This window comes from Nocardia sp. NPDC019395, assembly GCF_040632335.1.
Lineage (GTDB): Bacteria > Actinomycetota > Actinomycetes > Mycobacteriales > Mycobacteriaceae > Nocardia.
Genome location: NZ_JBEYBT010000008.1, coordinates 118474 through 140440, shown reverse-complemented (window position 1 = coordinate 140440; position 21967 = coordinate 118474). Strand labels below are relative to the sequence as shown.

General features: G+C 66.4%; 1 protein-coding gene (cut by a window edge). It reads left to right on the top strand.

Going from position 1 to position 21967, the window contains the following annotated elements; genetic code table 11:
- Positions 1-219 precede the first annotated feature (219 nt).
- Positions 220-21967, top strand: partial view of a non-ribosomal peptide synthase/polyketide synthase gene (locus ABZ827_RS19925; RefSeq protein ID WP_357238542.1) — the start only. 44711 nt of this gene lie beyond the right edge of the window; the window shows 21748 of its 66459 coding nt (coding positions 1-21748); the start codon lies at positions 220-222; its stop codon lies beyond the right edge, outside the window.

Genomic DNA, 21967 nt, shown 5'->3' with positions numbered 1-21967 from the left:
GTGCGGGTAAGCGGTGTCATACGGCATCGAACCCGCCGGGTGGTACCGGGCGTCCGATGTAACACCCTCGGCCCGATAAACGGATACTTCCGATGGACATTTCTGCCTGATCGAACGAGAAGTGGGCCTGGAACAGCGGACGTCGTGCTAGCGGCGGTGCGCGTCGCATCCGGGTGGTGACGGGAAGCGCACGCGTGCGTTCCGGAAGCGAGGTTACGGTTGGACCGGCTGGACAACGGCGGGAACGGTACGGAGAGTGGCGCGGCAGCCGCCGGCGGGGACCTGTTCCCTCTGTCGCCCGCACAGCTGGGTATCTGGTACGCCCAGCACGTCGATCCGCAGGTACCGGTCAATATCGCGCAGTACGTGGAACTTCACGGTGAACTGGATGTCGACACGCTCAGCCGCGCGAGCCGGGGTGCCTCGCGCGACCTCGGGTCCGGCTATCTGCGCATCGTCGAACAGGACGGCGAACCGCTGCAGTTCGTCGACTACTCCATCGACGAGTACGACGGGGTCTCGTATGTCGATCTGCGGGACGCCGAGGATCCGGTGGCGGCCGCGCAGGAATGGATGCGCGCCGAATACAGCCGTCCACTGGAACTGACCGAGGACCGGCTCGTCCACTCCTCCGCGCTGCAACTGGCCGACGACCACTGGTACTGGTACACGCGCGCCCATCACATCGCGCTCGACGGCTACGGCGCGATGAACTTCGTGAACCGGATCGCCGAGCTGTACAGCGCCTACAGCACCGGGACCGAGCCGGCGCCGACCAAGGCCGCGGAGCTGACCAAGTTCTACGACCAGGAGATCGCCTACCGCGACAGCGCCCGGTTCGAATCGGATAAGCAGTACTGGCGCGAACGGGTCGCCGGTCTGGAGGAAGGGATCAGCCTGGCCGGGCGCTCGGCCGCTCCCTCCGCCCGCAACGGGGTTTCGAACGCGGCGCTCAGCGAGGAGCGCAACGCGCTGCTCACCGAGTGTGTGCGGCGTTACGATTCCTCGCCCGCCCAGGAGTTGCTGGCGGCGTTCGCCACCTATCTGGCGCATTGGAACGGTGTGTCGGATGTGATCCTGAGCCTGCCGGTGACCGCCCGCACCACCGCGCTCATGCGCCGCTCCGGCGCGGCGTCGTCGAATATCGTGCCGCTGCGGCTGCACGTCGGCCCCGAGACCACCGTGGCCGATCTGCGCAAACAGGTACAGCTCGAGGTATCGGGCGCATTGCGCCATCAGCGCTACCGGCACGAGGACATCCGCCGTGATTCCGCCGACGGCGGAATGGTCACCACGCAGTTCTTCGGTCCCTGGGTGAACATCATGTTGTTCCAGGACGAGGTCCGGCTCGGCGAGATGGTCGGCGGCATCCAGCTCCTGTCCACCGGCAGCGTCGAAGACCTGGGCGTCAACTTCTACCAGTCGGTCGGCGGGACGCGCTCGCATATCGACTTCGAGACCAACCCGAACCTGTACACCGACGCCGAAGCGCGGGCCCACCACCACCGGTTCCTCGAGTTCTTCGACCGGTTCCTCACCGCCGATCCCGCGCAACCGCTGAGCGGGCTCGATATCACCACCGCCGCCGAAACCGAGCAGACGACCCGGACGTGGAACGATACGGCCCACGACGTCCCGGATACGACCCTGCCCGCGTTGCTGGACGCCCAGCTCGCGCGCACGCCGGAGAACACGGCCGTCGAGTTCGCCGGAACGAGCTTGTCCTACAGCGAGTTCGGCGCCCGGGTGAACCGGCTGGCACGCAAACTGATCGACGACGGTGTCGGGCCGGAATCGCTGGTCGCCCTGGGGATGCGCCGTTCGCTCGACCTGGTCGTCGCCATGAACGCGGTGCTGCGGGCCGGTGGCGCCTACGTCCCGATCGACCCGGATCATCCCGCCGACCGCACCGCCTATGTGCTGGAGAGTTCGGCACCGGTCTGTGTGCTGACCGTCACCGCGGACGAGGTGGTGCTTCCGGATCAGGTGCGCGCCGTCGCGCTCGACACCCTGGACACTTCCGGTTACTCCGACGCCCCGATCACCGACGCGGAGCGGCGCGCGCCACTGCGGCCGGACAACACCGCCTACGTTCTCTACACCTCGGGTTCCACCGGCCGGCCCAAGGGCGTCGCCGTGACCCATCGCGCCATCGTCAACCAGCAGTTGTGGATGCTGAACGAATTCGGCTTCACCGCCGATGACGTCTACCTGCAGAAAACCGCCACCACATTCGACGTATCGCTGTGGGGTTACTTCCTGCCGCTGATGTCCGGCGGCACCTTGATCGTCGCCACCCCGGACGGCCACCGCGACCCGGTCTATGTCGCCGAGACCATCGCCCGGCACCGGGTCACCGTGACCGACTTCGTACCGTCGATGCTGGCGGTGTTCGCGTCCTATACCGCTGCCGAACAGGTCGAATCGCTACGCCTGCTGTTCGTGGCCGGTGAGGCGTTGCCGGGTGAGACCGTCGCCGCCATGGAGGCGATCTCCACGGCCCGGATCCACAATCTGTACGGCCCCACCGAGGCGGCGATCACCGTCACCCATTGGGAGGCCACCGGCGCCACGACGGGTTCGGTGCCGATGGGTGTACCGGAATGGAATGTCGGGGTCCATGTCCTGGATTCCCGCCTGCGTCCCGCCGCGATCGGCGCACCGGGTGAGCTGTATCTATCGGGCCGGCAATTGGCCTGGGGATATATCGGCCGGCCGGACCTGAGCGCCGACCGTTTCGTCGCGGGCCCGTTCGGTGGCCGGGGCGAGCGGATGTATCGCACCGGCGATCTCGTGCGCTGGCGTGCCGACGGTGTCCTCGAATACCTCGGACGTACCGATTTCCAGGTGAAGTTCCGTGGTCAGCGGATCGAACTCGGCGAGATCGAATCCGATCTGCTGGCCCACCCCGCGGTGGCACAGGCTGTGGTGCTCGTGGTCGATACCGCTACCGGCCAGCATCTCGTCGGATATGTGGTCCCGGCTTCGGGACACCGCGCCGAGTCCGCGGAACTCACTCGGTTCCTGGGGACGAAGCTGCCCTCTTATATGGTGCCGTCCGCTTTCGTGGTGCTGGACGAGTTCCCGCTCAATGTGAGCGGCAAGCTGGACCGTAAAGCGTTGCCGGAGCCGGTGTTCGAGGTCCGGGAGTTCCGTGCGCCGTCGACTCCGATCGAGGAGATCGTGGCCGGCGTCTACGCCGAGGTCCTCGATATCGAGCGGGTCGGCGCCGACGACGATTTCTTCACGCTCGGCGGTAACTCGCTGGTCGCGACCCAGGTCGCGGCCCGCCTCGGCGCGGCCCTGGATACCCGGGTGCCGGTGCGAATGCTGTTCGAGGCATCCACTGTTTCCGCGCTGGCCGCCCGGATCCAGGCAGCGGTCGGCTCCGGTAGCCGCCCGGCCCTGGCGCCGCGGCCGCGGCCGACCCGGGAACTGCCGTCCGGTGAACTCGTGGAAGCGGTGCCGCTGTCGCTGGCGCAGCAGCGGATGTGGTTCCTGAACCGTTTCGACGCGCAGTCGGCGGCCTACAACATTCCGCTGGCCATCCGGCTCTCGGGTGATCTGGATATCGACGCGTTGCGTGCGGCGGTCGCGGATCTGGTGGCGCGGCACGAGGTGCTGCGGACGGTGTATCCGGAGACCGAGTCCGGGCCGGTGCAGGTCGTACTACCGGCGGCGGAGGCCCTGCCGCGACTGGATGTGCGCCCGGTCGCCGCCGCGGATATGGCCGCGGCGGTTACCGCATTGGCCACCACCGGGTTCGACGTCACCGCCGAAGTACCGCTGCGGGTGGTGTTGTTCGAGGTGAACGACGCCGGCAGCGCGGATGAGTTCGTGCTGGCGATGGTGGTGCACCATATCGCCGGTGACGGATCTTCGGCCGGCCCGCTGACCCGCGATCTGATGACCGCGTATTCCGCGCGTGCCGGGCGAGAAGTACCGGGCTGGGTGCCGTTGCCCGTGCAGTACGCCGACTACGCGATGTGGCAGCGCGAGGTTCTGGGCTCGGAGGAGGATCCACAGAGCCTGGTCAGCGCACAGATCGAGTACTGGAAATCCGCACTGGCGGGTGTGCCGGATCAGCTGGACCTCCCGGCGGACCGGCCGCGTCCCGCGGTGCAGTCCTATGCCGGGAACCGGGTGCGGGTCGAGATCGACGCCGAGACCCATGCGGGGATGCTGCGGTTGGCGCAGTCGCAGGGCGCCACGTTGTTCATGGTGGCGCACACCGCGTTCGCGGTATTGCTGGCGCGGCTGTCGGGCAGTGACGACGTCACGATCGGTACGCCGGTCGCCGGTCGCGGTGAGCAGGTGCTGGATGATCTGATCGGTATGTTCGTGAACACGCTGGTGTTCCGGACCGAACTCGATCGCGGTGAATCGTTCGCGGATCTGCTGTCGCGGCAGCGCGAGGTGGATATCGCGGCGTTCGCGCATGCGGATGTGCCGTTCGAGCGTTTGGTGGAGGTGCTGAACCCGGCGCGTTCGACGGCGCGGCATCCGTTGTTCCAGGTCGGCTTCACGTTCCAGAACCTGGCCCAGACCGGGCTGGAATTGCCGGGCTTGACGGTATCGAGTCTGGATATCGATACCGCGATCTCGCAGTTCGATCTCAACTTGATCCTCGGCGACTCGTACGGTGCGGCGGGCGAACCCGAGGGAGTCGCGGGTTTCCTGACCTACGCCACCGATCTGTTCGATCAGAGCACGGTGCAGGGGTTCGTGGACCGGTGGGTCCGGCTGCTCGGGGATATCGTCGCCGAGCCGTCGGTGCCGGTGGGTGACCTGGAGGTTCTCGCTCCCGTCGAGCGGGCGCGGGTGCTGGATGAGTGGAATGCCACCGAGCACCCGGTCGCGGCGGAACTGTTGCTGGACGGGTTCCAGCGGGCCGCGGTTGATCACGCGGACCGGGTGGCGATCTCGTTCGAGGGCACCGAGCTCACCTATGCGGAGTTCTCCGGCCGGGTGAACCGGTTGGCGCGGCATCTGATCAAGCAGGGCGTGGGGCCGGAATCCCTTGTCGGACTGCTGGTTTCGCGTTCGATCGACCTGGTGGTCGGTATGTACGCCGTGGTGGCGGCCGGTGGTGCGTATGTGCCGCTGGACCCGGCGCATCCGGCCGAGCGGATCGGTTACATCCTCGATACCGCGGGACCGGTCTGTCTGCTGTCCACTACTGCCGATGCGCAGGCCGTCGCCGCGGGTGACGGTGGGGTCGAGGGCAGCGGTGCGGCGCAGATCGCCGGGGTGCCGGTGCTGGCGTTGGACACTCTCGATGTCGGTGGTTACGACTCGTCGCCGGTGACCGATGCGGATCGGCTGTCGCCGGTGCGGCCGTCGAATACCGCGTATGTGATCTTCACGTCCGGATCGACCGGTCGCCCGAAGGGTGTGGCGGTTACGCATTCGGCCATCGCGAATCAGGTCGCGTGGATGCTGGCGCAGTATCCGCTGGACGCGGACGATGTGTATCTGCAGAAGACGGCGACGACGTTCGACGTCTCTTTGTGGGGTTACTTCCTGCCGCTGGCAGCGGGTGCGCATCTGGTCGTCGCTACTCCAGACGGTCATCGGGACCCGGAGTACCTGGCGCGGGTGATCGCCGAGCAGCGTGTGACGGTGACCGACTTCGTGCCGTCGATGCTGTCGGTGTTCGCCGCGCATATCGAGGCGGGTTCGATCCCGTCGCTCGAGCATGTGTTCGTGATCGGTGAGGCGTTGCCGCCGGAGACCGTGACCGCGATGCAGGCGATCTCGGATGCGGCGGTGCACAATTTGTATGGTCCGACCGAGGCCGCGGTGTCGATCACGTATTGGCAGGCGACCGGTGATGAGACCAATAGTGTGCCGATCGGTGTTCCGGAGTGGAACAGCCGTGTGTATGTGCTGGATTCGCGGTTGCATCCGGTACCCGAGGGCGTTGTCGGTGAGTTGTATCTCGCGGGTGATCAGCTGGCGCGTGGTTATGTGACCCGGCCGGATCTGAGTTCGGATCGGTTCGTGGCGAGCCCGTTCGATGCCGGGCAGCGGATGTATCGCACGGGCGACCTGGTGCGGTGGCAGCGGGCCGGCACCTCGGCCGATGGTTCCGGGGTATCGCAGCCGGTGCTGGAATATCTGGGTCGTACCGATTTCCAGGTGAAGTTCCGTGGCCAGCGGATCGAACTCGGCGAGATCGAGTCGGCGTTCCTGGCGCAGCCGCAGGTGAGCCAGGCCGTGGTCACGGTGGCGGGATCCCAGCTGGGTGAGCAGCTGGTCGCTTATGTGGTGCCCGCCCCGGGACAGCGCAGCGTGCAGACAGCACTGCTGGACGCGGTCCGTGGGGTGCTGCCGGTCTACATGGTCCCGGCCGCGGTGGTCGAGTTGGACGCGTTCCCGTTGAACACTTCCGGGAAGCTGGATCGTAAGGCGTTGCCGGAACCGGTGTTCGAGGCACGCGAGTTCCGGGCGCCGTCGACGCCGATCGAGGAGATCGTCGCGGGTGTGTTCGCCGAGGTGCTCGGCGTGGATCGCGTCGGCGCGGACGACGATTTCTTCGCACTCGGCGGTAACTCGCTGGTGGCCACCCAGGTGGCCGCGCGGCTGGGTAAGGCGCTGGATTCCCAGGTGCCGGTGCGGGTGCTGTTCGAGGCGCCGACGGTGGCCTCCTTGGCGGCGCAGGTGGAGTCGCAGGCCGGCGCCGGTGCGCGCCGGGAGCTGGTACCGCAGCCGCGCCCGGAGCAGATCCCGCTGTCGCTGGCGCAGCAGCGAATGTGGTTCCTGAACCGTTTCGACGCGCAGTCGGCGGCCTACAACATTCCGCTGGCCATCCGGCTGTCGGGTGATCTCGACGTGGACGCGTTGCAGATGGCCATCGGTGATGTGCTGGAGCGGCACGAGGTGCTGCGGACGGTGTATCCGGAGACCGAGTCCGGGCCGGTGCAGGTGGTCCTGCCGCCCGGTGACGCGGCGCCGCGGCCGGAGTTGCGGTCGGTCACCGGCGATGGACTGATCCAGGCGGTATCGGAGCTGGCCGTGACCAGGTTCGATGTGACCGTCGAGGTGCCGCTGCGGGTGGCGCTGCTCGAGGTGAGCGATTCGCCCGGTGAGTTCGTGCTGGCGATGGTCGTGCACCACATCGCCGGTGACGGGTCTTCGGCGGGACCGCTGATGCGGGACATGATGACCGCGTATGTGGCCCGGGTCGCGGGGCAGGTTCCCAGTTGGGCGCCGCTGCCGGTGCAGTACGCGGACTACAGCATCTGGCAGCGGGAACTGCTCGGTGACGAATCGGATCCGGAATCGGTTGCGGCGAAACAGGTCGGATACTGGCAATCGGCGCTGGCGGGAATACCGGATCAGCTGGATCTCCCGGCGGACCGTCCGCGGCCGGCGGTGCAGTCGTTCGCGGGTGGCCGGGTCGAGGTGCGGATCGATACCGAGACCCATGCCGCGCTGCTGCAGGTTGCGCAGCAGCACAACGCGACTCTGTTCATGGTCGTACATTCGGCACTCGCGGTGCTGCTGTCGCGGCTGTCCGGCACCGATGACATCACGGTGGGCACCCCGATCGCGGGTCGCGGTGAGGCAGCGCTGGACGACCTGATCGGTATGTTCGTGAACACGCTGGTGTTCCGGACGCAGCTGGATCGCGGGGAATCCTTCGCGGATCTGCTGGCCCGTCAGCGTGAGATCGATATTGCCGCGTTCGCGAATGCCGATGTGCCGTTCGAGCGCCTGGTCGAGGTGTTGAATCCGGCGCGTTCGACGGCGCGGCATCCGCTGTTCCAGGTGGGCTTCTCGTTCCAGAACGTGGAAGCCACTCAGCTCGAGCTGCCGGGCCTGACGGTCTCGGGCCTCGATATCGATACCGAGATCTCGCAGTTCGATCTGCACCTGATCATCGGGGACAACTACACCGCGACCGGGGCGCCGCTGGGTGTGTCCGGGTATCTGACCTACGCCACCGATCTTTTCGATCGGGCCACGGTGGAAGAGTTCATCGACCGGTTCATCCGGTTGCTGTCCGAAATCGTCGCGGCGCCGGGCACCGCGGTGGGTGATCTGGAGCTTCTTGCCCCGGCCGAGCGCGAGGCGCTCGAGGCCCGTAATGCGACTGCGCGGGAACTGGATTCGTCGGCGACGCTGGTGACGTTGCTGGATGATGCCGTAGCTGCGGCTCCGGAATCGGTGGCGTTGGTGGCCGCTGACGGTGCGCAGGTCACGTATGCGGAGTTGGGTTCGCGGGTCAATCGTTTGGCCCGGTTCCTGATCGGTCAGGGTGTGGGCCCGGAGGATCGGGTCGGGCTGGCGTTGCGGCGCTCGGTGGATCTGGTTGTCGCGATGTACGCGGTGGCTGCTGCCGGTGGTGTGTATGTGCCCTTGGATCCGGACCAGCCGGCCGAACGTACCGAATACATTCTGGACACCGCGGCACCGGTCTGTGTGCTGACCACGAGTGACGCCGAAATCACGGGCGATATCGCGCGGTTGGTGGTGCTGGACGATCTGGATCTCAGTGGCTTCTTCGCCGAGGACCAGATCACTGACGCCGAGCGGGTCGCACCGTTGCGTGCCCGGAATACGGCGTATGTGATCTTCACGTCGGGTTCGACCGGACGCCCGAAGGGTGTCGCGGTGCCGCATGCGGCGATCGTGAATCAGTTGCGCTACATCACCGCCGAGTTCGGGTTGGATGCCTCGGATGCGGTGTTGTTGAAGACCGCGGCGACGTTCGATTTGTCGGTGTGGGAGTTCTGGGCCGGTGTGGCTTCCGGTGGGCGGATGGTTATCGCTGATCCGGAGGGGCACCGGGATCCGTCGTATCTGAACGAGTTGATGGCTCGGGACAGTGTGACGACGTTGACGGTGGTGCCGTCGATGCTGGACGCGCTGCTCAGTGGCGATGAGGGACTGTCCGGTTCGTTGCGGCGGGTGCTGGCGATCGGTGAGGCACTGCCCGCGGCGACGGCGCAGCGGATGCTCGCCGAGCATTCCGGGATCGCGTTGTTCAATTTGTACGGTCCGACCGAGGCGGCGGTGTCGATTACGACGCATCGGGTGACGGAGGCGGATCGGGTGTCGGTGCCGGTCGGTGCGCCGCAGTGGAATTCGCGCGTGTATGTGCTCGATAGCCGGTTGCGTCCGGTTGCTGACGGTGTTGCGGGCGAGTTGTATCTGGCCGGTGCTCAGTTGGCGCACGGATATTTCGGGCGTGCTGATCTGAGCGCTGAACGTTTCGTCGCTGATCCGTTCACACCGGGTGTGCGGATGTATCGCACGGGCGACCTCGTGGCCTGGAACCATAACGGTGAGTTGGAGTATCGGGGCCGTACCGATTTCCAGGTCAAGATTCGTGGTTTCCGGATCGAGCTGGGGGAGATCGAAGCCGCGCTGCTGGCATTGCCGGAGATCGCGCAGACCGCGGTAGTGGCGAAATCGGATCCGCGGACCGGGGACCGGCTGGTCGGCTATCTCGTGCCCGCCGCCGGTGCGGGTGTGGATCTCGCCCGTGTGCAGTCGGAGCTGGGCGAGCGGTTGCCGTCGTACATGGTGCCGTCGGCGTTCGTCGAGCTCGATGCGTTGCCGTTGAACGTGAACGGCAAGCTGGATCGTAAGGCGTTGCCGGAGCCGGTGTTCGAGGCTCGGGAGTTCCGCGCGGCATCGACGCCGATCGAGGAGATCGTCGCCGATATCTTCGCCGAGGTACTCGGTATCGATCGGGTCGGCGCGGATGACGATTTCTTCGCGCTGGGCGGTAACTCGCTGGTCGCGACCCAGGTCGCGGCCCGGTTGGGTAAGGCACTCGATACCACTGTTCCGGTGCGGACACTGTTCGAGGCACCGACGGTGGCCGGTTTGGCGGTCCGGGTGGAATCGCATGTCGGTCAGGGTGCGCGCCAGGAGTTGGTGGCGCGCAGCCGGCCCGAGCAGATCCCGCTGTCGCTGTCGCAGCAGCGGATGTGGTTCCTCAACCAGTTCGATACCGATTCGGCCGCCTACAACATCCCGGTCGCGATCCGCCTGTCCGGCGAACTCGACGTGGCGGCGTTGCAGGTCGCGGTCATCGATGTGATCGACCGGCACGAATCGCTGCGCACGGTGTTCCCGGAGACCGGGAGCGCACCCGTCCAGGTGATCCTGGACGCCGCGCAGGTCGTCCCGGACCTGACTCCGTACCGGACCCGCGAGGACCGTCTCATCGATCATCTGGTCGAGCTGGCGACGATGGCCTTCGACGTCACCGATGATGTGCCACTGCATGCCCGGCTCTTCGAGATCAGTGATTCCGAATACGTGCTCGGTATCGTGGTGCACCATATCTCCGCCGACGGCTGGTCCATGGGACCGCTGGCGCGGGATGTGATGGCCGCCTACGCGGCGCGTATCAGCTGGGAATCGCCCGCGTGGGCGAATCTGTCGGTGCAGTACGCGGATTACGCGCTGTGGCAGCGTGAAGTGCTGGGTTCCGAGGACGACCCGAACTCGCTGATCTCCAGCCAGGTCCAGTATTGGAAGCGGGAACTGGCCGATCTGCCGGATGAGCTGACACTGCCCGCGGATCGGCCGCGACCGGCCGTCTCGTCGTTCCGTGGCGGCGTCTATTCGTTCGTGGTGAGTCCCGAGATCTGGCGCCGCGTAGTCGATTTGGGTCATCGGCACAACGCCTCGCCGTTCATGGTGATGCACAGTGCCCTGGCCGTACTGCTGGCCAGGCTTACCGGCGGTTCCGATATCGCCGTGGGTACTCCGATCGCCGGACGTGGTGACGCTGCGGTGGAGAACCTGGTCGGCATGTTCGTCAACACCCTGGTGTTGCGGACCCGCGTCGCGCCCGGTATGACCTTCGCCGATCTCCTGGCTCAGGTCCGGCGAACGGATCTGCAGGCGTTCGCCCACGCGGATGTGCCGTTCGAGCGTTTGGTGGAGGTCTTGAACCCCCCTCGCTCGCAGGCGCGGCATCCGTTCTTCCAGGTGGCGCTGTCGTTCGAGAATTTCCCACTGACCTATTTCGAATTGCCGGGCCTGCGGGTCGCGCCGGTCGATTTCGAGATCGGTATCGAGAAATTCGACCTGTCGCTCGCTTTCCGGGGAATGGGTGAGGACAGCGGAACCGGTGTCCTCGGTGAACTGTCCTTCGCCCGGGATCTTTTCGATCATGCGACGGTGGGGGCCTTCGCGGATCGGTTCGTGCGGTTGCTGTCCGCGGTGGTCGCCGACCCCACCTACCAATTGGGTGCGGTCGATATTCTGGACGAGGCCGAGCGCGCCGAGATCCTGTCCCGTTCGGGTGGTCCGGCGGTACCCGCCCGTACCCTGCCGGAGCTGCTGGCGGAAGCGGTAGCGGTGGACCCATCGGCGCCGGCTGTCGTGTTCGACGGACAGCGGTTCTCCTACGGCGAGTTCGATGAGCGGTCGAACCGGCTGGCCAGGCTACTGATCTCGGCCGGTGTGGGTCCGGAGGACCTGGTGGCGGTGGCGGTGCCGCGGTCGGCCGATTCGGTGCTGGCCGAATGGGCCGTATCGAAGTCGGGTGCGGCGTTCCTGCCCATCGATCCGACCTATCCGGCCGACCGGATCACTCATATGCTGACCGATTCCGGTGCCCCGGTGGGTATTACGGTATCGGCGGCGCGGGCCGATCTGCCGGATTCGGTGGACTGGCTGGTATTGGACGAATTGGATCTGGACGGATACGCCGCCGATCGGATCACCGATTCCGATCGGGTGCGTCCGCTGTCTCCGGCGAATACCGCGTATGTCATCTACACCTCGGGTTCGACGGGTCTGCCCAAGGGCGTGGTCGTCAGTCACGCCGGTTTGGCGAATTTCAGTGCCGAGCAGGTGGAGCGGTACCGGTTGACGCCGGGCGCGCGGGCGCTGGCGTTCGCATCGCCGAGCTTCGACGCCTCGATCCTGGAGCTGCTGCTCGCGGTCGGGTCCGCGGGTGCGCTGGTGGTGGTGCCGACCGGTACCTATGGCGGTGCCGAACTGGGTGCGCTCATCGCGAGCGAGCAGGTCACGGTCGGGTTGATCACGCCGTCGGTGCTGGCGTCGCTGGATCCGGCGGATCTGGCGGGTATGGAAGTGATCATCGCCGGCGGTGAAGCTGTTTCGGCCGATCTGGTGGCCCGGTGGTCGACCGCCGCCGAGGGCGGAGCCGTCCGCCGGTTCCACAATGCCTACGGTCCGACCGAGGCGACCGTGGCCACGAACATCAGTGGTGCCCTGTTGCCGGACGACCCGGTGACGATCGGCGGTCCGGTACGCGGTATGCGGAACCTGGTTCTCGACGACCGGCTCAACCCGGTACCCGAAGGGGTGACAGGTGAGCTGTATGTCGGTGGTATCCAGCTGGCGCGTGGCTATCACGCCCGGCCGGGGCTGACCGCCGATCGCTTCGTCGCCGATCCGTACGGTGCGCCGGGCTCGCGGCTGTATCGCACGGGCGATGTGGTGCGCTGGCGGCGTGACGGTGCCGGTGATCCGGCGGTGGAGTATGTGGGCCGCAACGACTTCCAGGTGAAGGTCCGCGGTTTCCGTATCGAGCTGGGCGAGATCGACGCGGCCTTGACCGCGCACGGCAGTGTGGATTTCGCGGTGACGATCGGGCACGAGGGTGCCGCGGGCGCGGTATCGCTGGTGTCGTATGTGGTGGCCGCGCCGGATGCCTCGATCGATGTGGCGCAGGTGCGGGAGTTCGCCGGCGAGCGGTTGCCGTCGCATATGGTGCCGGCGTCGATCGTGGTGATCGATGAGATCCCGTTGACACCCGCCGGGAAGCTGGACCGGCGGGCCCTGCCGGAACCGGTTTTCGAGAGCCGGGCGTTCCGGGCACCGTCGACCCCGATCGAGGAGATCGTGGCGGGCACCTTCGCCGATGTCCTCGAAATCCAGCGCGTCGGCGCGGACGACGACTTCTTCACCCTGGGCGGTAACTCGCTGATCGCCACCCAGGTCGCGGCCCGGCTCGGCCGCGCGTTGAACACCCATGTCCCGGTGCGGATGCTCTTCGAGGCCTCCACCGTGGCGGCACTGGCCGTACGGGTGGAACAGCAGGCCGGATCCGGTGAGCGGAAGGCGCTGGTGGCCGGTCCGCGTCCGGCGCGGGTGCCGCTGTCGCTGGCGCAGCAGCGGATGTGGTTCCTCAACCGGTTCGACCAGCAGACGGCTGCCTACCACATTCCGTGGGCCATCCGGTTGACGGGCGATCTGGATGTGGACGCCCTGCATGCCGCCATCGGCGATGTGGTGGCCCGGCACGAGGTCCTGCGGACCGTGTACCCGGAGACGGAATCCGGGCCGGTGCAGGTGGTGCTTCCGGCAGCCGAATCGGTACCGGAGCTGGTCGTGCGTTCGATCGCCGCGGAAGATATCGTCCCGGCGGTAGCGGAGCTGGTCTCCACCGGTTTCGACGTAACCGCCGAAGTGCCGTTGCGGATGGCGTTGTTCGAGATCAACGATTCCACCCGGGCGGACGCCGCGGGCGAGTTCGTACTGGCGATGGCGGCGCACCATATCGCCGGCGACGGTTCGTCGGCGGTCCCGTTGATGCGGGACGTGATGACCGCCTACACGGCGCGGGTGGCCGGACTGGAGCCGGGCTGGGCGCCGTTGCCGGTGCAGTACGCCGATTTCAGTATCTGGCAGCGGGAACTGCTGGGTGACGAATCCGATCCGGAGTCGCTGGCGGCCCAGCAGATCGGGTACTGGCAGTCGATGCTGGCCGGTGTGCCGGATCAGCTGGATCTGCCGGCGGATCGGCCGCGTCCGGCGGTGCAGTCCTATGCCGGTGGCCGGGCGCAGGTCGAGATCGATGCCGAGATCCATGCCGGGCTGATGCGGTTGGCGCAGCAGCAGGGCGCCACGTTGTTCATGGTTGTGCATTCGGCGTTCGCGGTGCTGCTGTCGCGGCTGTCGGGCGCTGACGACATCACTGTCGGTACACCTGTGGCGGGTCGTGGTGAGCAGGCGCTCGACGATTTGGTCGGTATGTTCGTGAACACCCTGGTGTTCCGGACTCAGCTCGACGCCGGGGAGCCGTTCACGGATCTGCTGGGCCGGCAGCGTGAGGTCGATATCGCGGCGTTCGCGAATGCCGATGTGCCGTTCGAGCGCTTGGTCGAGGTATTGAACCCGGTTCGTTCGACGGCGCGGCATCCGTTGTTCCAGGTGGGTTTCTCGTTCCAGAACCTGGCGCAGTCCAGCCTGGAGTTGCCGGGTCTGACGGTCTCGGGTGTCGATATCGATACCGAGATCTCGCAGTTCGATCTGCACCTGATCATCGGTGATTCCTACGACGAGACGGGTACGCCGCAGGGCGTGACCGGTCATCTGACCTATGCCACGGCGTTGTTCGACCGGAGCACGGTGGACGAGTTCGTGGCTCGGTTCGTCCGGTTGCTGGGTGAGATCGTCGCGGCGCCGGGTACCGCGGTGGGTGATCTGGAGCTTCTGGCTCCGGCCGAGCGCAAGGCGCTCGAGGCCCGTAATGCGACTGCGCGGGAGCTGGATTCGTCGGCGACGTTGGTGTCGTTGCTGGATGATTCGGTAGGTGCGGCTCCGGATGCGGTGGCGTTGGTCGCTTCTGATGGTGCGCGGGTCACGTATGCGGAGTTGGGTTCGCGGGTCAATCGTTTGGCGCGGTTCCTGATTGCGGAGGGTGTGGGCCCGGAGGATCGGGTGGGGCTGGCGTTGCGCCGGTCGGTGGATCTGGTTGTCGCGATGTATGCGGTGGCTGCTGCCGGTGGTGTGTATGTGCCGTTGGATCCGGATCAGCCGGCCGAACGCACTGAATACATTCTGGACACCGCGGCACCGGTCTGTGTGCTGACCGATACCGCTACCGGGTTCGGTGCCGACGGCGATATGCCGGTGGTGGCGTTGGACGATCTGGATCTCGGTGGTTTCGCCGAGGGGCCGGTCACCGATGCCGAGCGGGCGGCGCCGTTGCGGTCGTCGAATACGGCGTATGTGATCTTCACGTCGGGTTCGACCGGGCGCCCGAAGGGTGTGGCGGTGTCGCATGCGGCGATCGTGAATCAGTTGCGCTATATCACCGCCGAGTTCGGGTTGGATGCTTCGGATGCGGTGTTGTTGAAGACGGCGGCGACGTTCGATTTGTCGGTGTGGGAGTTCTGGCTCGCGGCGGTGTGTGGTGGCCGGATGGTTATCGCCTCGCCGGAGGGTCATCGGGATCCGTCGTATCTGAACGAGTTCATGGCTCGGGAGCGGGTGACCACTCTGACGGTGGTGCCGTCGATGCTGGACGCCCTGCTCGGCAGCGATGAAGGCGTCGCCGGTTCGTTGCGGCGGGTGCTGGCTATCGGTGAAGCATTGCCTGCCGCGACAGCGCAGCGGATGCTCGCCGAGCATCCGGCGGTCGGGTTGTTCAATCTGTACGGTCCGACCGAGGCCGCGGTGTCGATTACGACGCACCGGGTGACCGAGGCGGATCGGGTGTCGGTGCCGGTCGGTGCGCCGCAGTGGAATTCGCGCGTGTATGTGCTCGATAGCCGGTTGCGCCCTGTTGCTGACGGTGTTGCGGGTGAGTTGTACCTGGCGGGTGCGCAGCTCGCTGTGGGGTATTTCGGTCGCTCCGATTTGAGTGCGGAGCGTTTCGTCGCCGATCCGTTCACATCTGGTGCGCGGATGTATCGCACGGGTGATCTCGTGGCGTGGAACCGTGCGGGTGAGCTCGAATATCGTGGTCGTACGGATTTCCAGGTCAAGATTCGTGGTTTCCGGATCGAGCTGGGTGAGATCGAAGCCGCGTTGCTGGCGTTGCCGGAGGTTGCGCAGGCCGCGGTGGTGGCGAAGTCGGATCCGCGGACCGGGGACCGGCTGGTGGGCTACTTGGTCCCCGCTGCTGCCGGTGCGGGGCTGGACGTTGCCCGGATCCAAGCGGAGCTGGGTGAGCGGTTGCCGTCGTATATGGTGCCGTCGGCTTTTGTGGAGCTTGATGCGTTGCCGTTGAATGTGAACGGGAAGCTGGATCGTAAGGCGTTGCCGGAGCCGGTGTTCGAGGCTCGGGTGTTCCGGGCGCCGTCGACCCCGATCGAGGAGATCGTGGCCGGGGTGTTCGGTGAGGTGCTCGGTGTGGACCGGGTCGGCGCGGATGATGATTTCTTCGCGCTGGGCGGTAACTCACTGGTGGCGACGCAGGTGGCGGCTCGGTTGGGTAAGGCGTTGGATACGACGGTGCCGGTGCGGGCGCTGTTCGAGGCGTCGACGGTGGCTGGTTTGGCTGTTCGGGTGGAGCGGCATGCCGGCTCCGGCGGGCGTAGTGCGCTGGTGCCGCAGCCGCGTCCGACGCGGATCACCGCATCGGGCGAGGTTGTGACGGCTGTGCCGTTGTCGCTGGCGCAGCAGCGGATGTGGTTCCTCAACCGGTTCGATCAGGAGTCGACGGCCTACAACATCCCGCTCGCCATCCAGTTGTCCGGCGAACTCGACGTCGAAGCGTTGCGCTGGGCGATCTCGGATGTGCTGGAGCGGCACGAATCGCTGCGGACTCGGTACCCCGTCGGTCCCGATGAGCTTCCGTACCAGGAGGTCCTGCCGGTCGCGCAGGTACTGCCCGATGGTCTGGAGGTCGTCACCACCGATGATGCGGTGGCCCGGATCGCCGAGCTGATGTCGGTCGGGTTCTCCGTCACCGAGCAGGCGCCGGTGCGGGTACTGCTGCTGAGCACGGGCCCGGATGAATGGGTCCTGGCGATGGTGGTGCACCACATCGCGGCCGATGGTTCATCGGTGGGTCCGTTGACGCGGGATGTGATGACCGCCTATGCGGCTCGCGCCGCGGGTGAGGCTCCGGGCTGGGCGCCGTTGCCGGTGCAGTACGCGGATTACAGCATCTGGCAGCGGGAACTGCTGGGCGACGAATCCGATCCGGAATCGCTGGCCGCCGGGCAGGTCGAGTATTGGCAGTCGGCGCTGGCGGGTGTGCCGGATCAGCTGGATCTGCCGGCGGATCGGCCGCGACCGGCCGTGCAGTCGTTTGTGGGTGGCCGGGTCGAAGTGCGTATCGATCCCGAGATCCATGCCGGCTTGATGCGGGTCGCGCAGCAGCACAATGCGACTTTGTTCATGGTCGTGCATTCGGCGCTGGCTGTGTTGTTGTCGCGCCTGTCGGGTGCCGACGACATCACGATCGGTACGCCGGTGGCGGGTCGTGGTGAGCAGGCGCTGGATGATCTGATCGGTATGTTCGTGAACACCCTGGTGTTCCGGACCGAACTCGATCGTGGTGAATCGTTCGCGGATCTGCTGGGTCGTCAGCGTGAGGTGGATATCGCGGCGTTCGCGCATGCGGATGTGCCGTTCGAGCGTTTGGTGGAGGTGCTGAATCCGGCGCGTTCGCAGGCGCGGCATCCGCTGTTCCAGGTCGGACTGGCCTTCCAGAACCTCTCTGCTTCCGTGCTGGAGCTGCCGGGTTTGACGGTCTCCGGCGTGGATCTCGATACCGAGATCTCGCAGTTCGATCTGAACCTGATCCTCGGCGACGACTACAGCGCCGCCGGGATACCGGCAGGTGTTGCCGGCCGGCTGACCTACGCCACCGATCTGTTCGATCGCGCCACGGTACAAGGGTTCGTCGACCGGTTCGTCCGGTTGCTGGCCGATATCGTGGCCGACCCCTCGGTGCCGGTGGGCGATTTCGAGATCCTGGATCCGGTCGAGCGCACACGAGTGCTGGCGCAGTGGAATGCCACCGATCATCTGCTGCCGCCGCAGCTGCTGCTGGACGGTTTCTTCCGGACCGCGGCGGAGCACGCGGACCGTATCGCGGTGGTGTTCGAGGGCGCCGAGGTCACCTATGGCGAGTTCGCGTCCAGGGTGAATCGGCTGGCCCGGCATCTGATCGCTCAGGGCGTGGGCCCGGAGTCGCTGGTCGGGTTGCTGGTGTCGCGGTCGATCGACCTGGTGGCCGGGATGTATGCCGTGGTGGCGGCCGGTGGTGCGTATGTGCCGCTGGATCCCGCGCATCCGGCGGAGCGGATCGGGTACATCCTCGATACCGCCGCACCCGTGTGTGTGCTGACGACGACCGCGGATTCCGCCGCGGTGCCCGAGGGTACCGATGTGCCGGTACTGGCACTCGATGAGCTGGATGTCAGCGGGTACGACGAGTCGCCGGTGTCCGATGCCGAGCGGCCGGCGTCGCTGCGGCCGTCGAATACGGCGTATGTGATCTTCACATCGGGTTCGACGGGCCGTCCGAAGGGTGTGGCGGTTTCGCATTCGGCGATCAACAACCAGGTCGCGTGGATGCTGTCGCAGTATCCGCTGGACGCGGACGATGTGTATCTGCAGAAGACGGCGACCACGTTCGACGTCTCTTTGTGGGGTTACTTCCTGCCGTTGGCGGCGGGTGCGCATTTGGTCGTCGCTACTCCGGACGGTCATCGCGATACCGAGTATCTGGCGCGCACGATTGCCGAGCAGGGGGTGACGGTCACCGACTTCGTGCCCTCGATGCTGGGCGTATTCGCCGCCCAGACTGTGGCGGGCTCGATCCCGTCGCTCGAGCATGTGTTCGTGATCGGTGAGGCGTTGCCGCCGGAGACCGTTTCGGCGATGCACGCGATTTCCGATGCCGCGGTGCACAACTTGTACGGTCCGACCGAGGCCGCGGTGTCGATCACGTATTGGCAGGCGACCGGTGACGAGACCAATAGTGTGCCGATCGGTGTTCCGGAGTGGAACAGCCGTGTGTATGTGCTGGATTCGCGGTTGCATCCGGTACCTGCCGGTGTGACGGGTGAGTTGTATCTCGCGGGTGATCAGCTGGCGCGTGGTTATGTGACCCGTCCGGATCTGAGTTCGGATCGTTTCGTGGCGAGTCCGTTCGATGCCGGGCAGCGGATGTACCGCACGGGTGACCTGGTGCGCTGGGCGCAGGTCGATGGTGTGCCGGTGCTGGAGTATCTGGGTCGTACCGATTTCCAGGTGAAGTTCCGTGGTCAGCGGATCGAGCTGGGTGAGATCGAGTCGGCGTTCCTGTCGCGGCCGCAGATCAGTCAGGCTGTCGTCACCGTCGCGGCCACCCAACTGGGTGAGCAGTTGGTGGCGTATGTGGTGGCCGCGCCGGGTGAGCAGATCGCGCAGACCGCGTTGCTGGATGCGGTGCGTGAGGTTCTGCCGTCGTATATGGTGCCCGCCGCGGTCGTGGTACTCGACGCGTTCCCGTTGAATACCTCCGGGAAGCTGGATCGTAAAGCGTTGCCCGAGCCGTTGTTCGAGGCCCGCGAGTTCCGGGCGCCGTCGACACCGGTCGAGGAGATCGTGGCCGGGGTCTATGCCGAGGTGCTCGGTGTGGACCGGGTCGGCGCGGATGACGATTTCTTCGCGCTCGGCGGCAACTCGCTGATCGCGACGCAGGTCGCCGCCCGGCTCGGGCAGGCGTTGAACACCGATGTCGCGGTGCGGGCCCTGTTCGAAGTGTCGACTGTCGGCGCGCTGGCCGCGCGGATCCAGGAACACGCCGGTGCCGGCGGACGAGCCGCCCTGGTACCGCAGCCGCGTCCGGAACGGGTACTGGATTCGGGTGAGACCGTCGAGGCCGCGCCGTTGTCGCTGGCGCAGCAGCGGATGTGGTTCCTGAACCGGTTCGACGGTGATTCGGCGGCCTACAACATTCCGCTGGCGATCCGGTTGAGCGGTGCGCTGGATGTGGCGGCGCTGCGGGCTGCCGTCCTCGATCTGGTGTCACGGCACGAGGTGCTGCGGACGGTGTATCCGGAGACCGAATCGGGTCCGGTGCAGTTGGTGTTGCCGGTCGGGCAGGCCACGCCCACGATGGAAATGCGGACGATTGCCGCCGGCGATGTGGTTTCGGCGGTTTCGGAACTGGCGACCGCCACTTTCGACGTGACCACCGAGGTGCCCCTACGTGTGGCGCTGTACGAAGTGCGCGATTCGGCCTCGGCCGACGGTGCCGACGGTATCGCCGCGGCCGAGCGCGTCAGCGGTGAATTCGTGCTGGCGATGGTGGTACACCACATCGCGGGGGACGGTTCGTCGATGGGACCGCTGGCGCGCGATGTGATGACCGCGTACGCCGCGCGGGCCGCGAGTGAAACGCCGGGATGGGCGCCGTTGCCGGTCCAGTACGCCGATTACAGCATCTGGCAGCGCGAATTGCTGGGCGACGAAGCCGATCCGGAATCGCTGGCGACCGCGCAGATCGACTACTGGACCTCGGCCCTGGCGGGACTGCCGGAACAGCTGGATCTGCCCGCCGACCGGCCACGTCCGGCGGTGCAATCGTATGTCGGCGGCCGGGTTCCGATCGAGATCGACGCCGAGCTGCACACGGCATTGAACACCTTGGCTCGCGCCGAGGGCGCGACGCTGTTCATGGTGGTGCACACGGCGTTCGCGGTGCTGCTGTCCCGGTTGTCGGGTACCGATGACATCGCGATCGGTACGCCGGTGGCGGGTCGTGGTGAGCGGGCCCTCGACGATCTGATCGGTATGTTCGTGAACACGCTGGTGTTCCGGACCGAGGTCGATCGCGGGGAGTCGTTCACCGGGCTGCTGAACCGTCAGCGGCAGATCGATATCCAGGCGTTCGCGCATGCGGATGTGCCGTTCGAACGTCTGGTGGAGGTGCTGAACCCGGCCCGTTCGCAGGCCCGCCACCCGTTGTTCCAGGTGGGTCTGGCATTCCAGAACCTGGCGCAGTCGAATCTGGAATTGCCGGGGCTGACGGTATCCGGGATGGATATCGATACCGGGATCTCGCAGTTCGATGTGAACCTGGTCGTCGCGGACGATTACGACGACAGCGGTGCGCCGGCGGGTATCGGTGGCACGCTGACCTACGCCACGGATCTGTTCGACCACGCCACCGCGGAAGCGTTCGCGGACCGGCTCGTGCGGTTGCTGACCGAGATCGTGGCCGATCCGTCCGCACCGGTGGGCGATCTGGAGTTGCTCGGCGCGGCCGAGCGGACCCGGGTGCTCACCGAATGGAACGCGACCGATTCCGTCGTGGACGCGCAGCTGCTGCTGGATGGTTACACCCGGACGGTCGCGGCGTATCCGGACCGGGTCGCGGTGTCGTTCGAGGGGCAGGAGCTCACCTACCGCGAGTTCGACGAGCGGGTGAACCGGCTCGCCCGGCTGCTGATTTCGCGGGGTGTGGGTCCGGAGACGCTGGTCGGCCTGCTGGTATCGCGCTCGATCGACCTCGTCGCGGGGATGTACGCGGTGGTCGCCGCCGGTGGTGCGTATGTGCCGCTGGATCCGGCGTATCCGGCCGAGCGGATCGGCTACATCCTCGATGCCGCGGCACCGGTATGTGTGCTGACCACCGCCGATGACGTCGCGGCTGTTCCCGAGGGGACAGGTGTGCCGGTACTGGCGCTGGACACCCTCGATACCAGTGGTTTCGATTCCGCGCCGGTAACGGATGCGGACCGGATCGCACCGGTGCGGCCGTCGAATACCGCCTACGTGATCTTCACGTCGGGTTCGACGGGCCGGCCGAAGGGGGTGGCGGTATCGCATGCGGCGATCGCCAATCAGATCGCCTGGATCGCCGGAGAATACGGTCTCGATCGCGACGATGTGGTGCTGTTCAAGACACCCGCGACCTTCGATGTATCGCTCTGGGAGTTGTTCGCGCCGTCGATGACCGGTGCGCGGATGGTGATCGCCGCGCCGGACGGTCACCGGGACCCGGTCTATCTGGCCGCCGTGATCGCCGAACAAGGGGTGACGGCAACCTCGTTCGTCCCGTCGATGCTGTCGGTGTTCGCCGAGAGCGCGGCCGTCGATCCGGGTGCGCTGGCATCGCTGCGGATGCTGTTCGTGGCCGGTGAGGCGTTCACCGGTGATGTGGTCGCGGCGGTGCGCCGGGTGACCGATGTGGCGCTGTACAACCTCTACGGCCCGACCGAGTTCACCGTGCATGCCACGCATGCCCCGGTCGCCGGCGATATCGCCGGCGCGGTCCCGATAGGTGCCCCGGTGT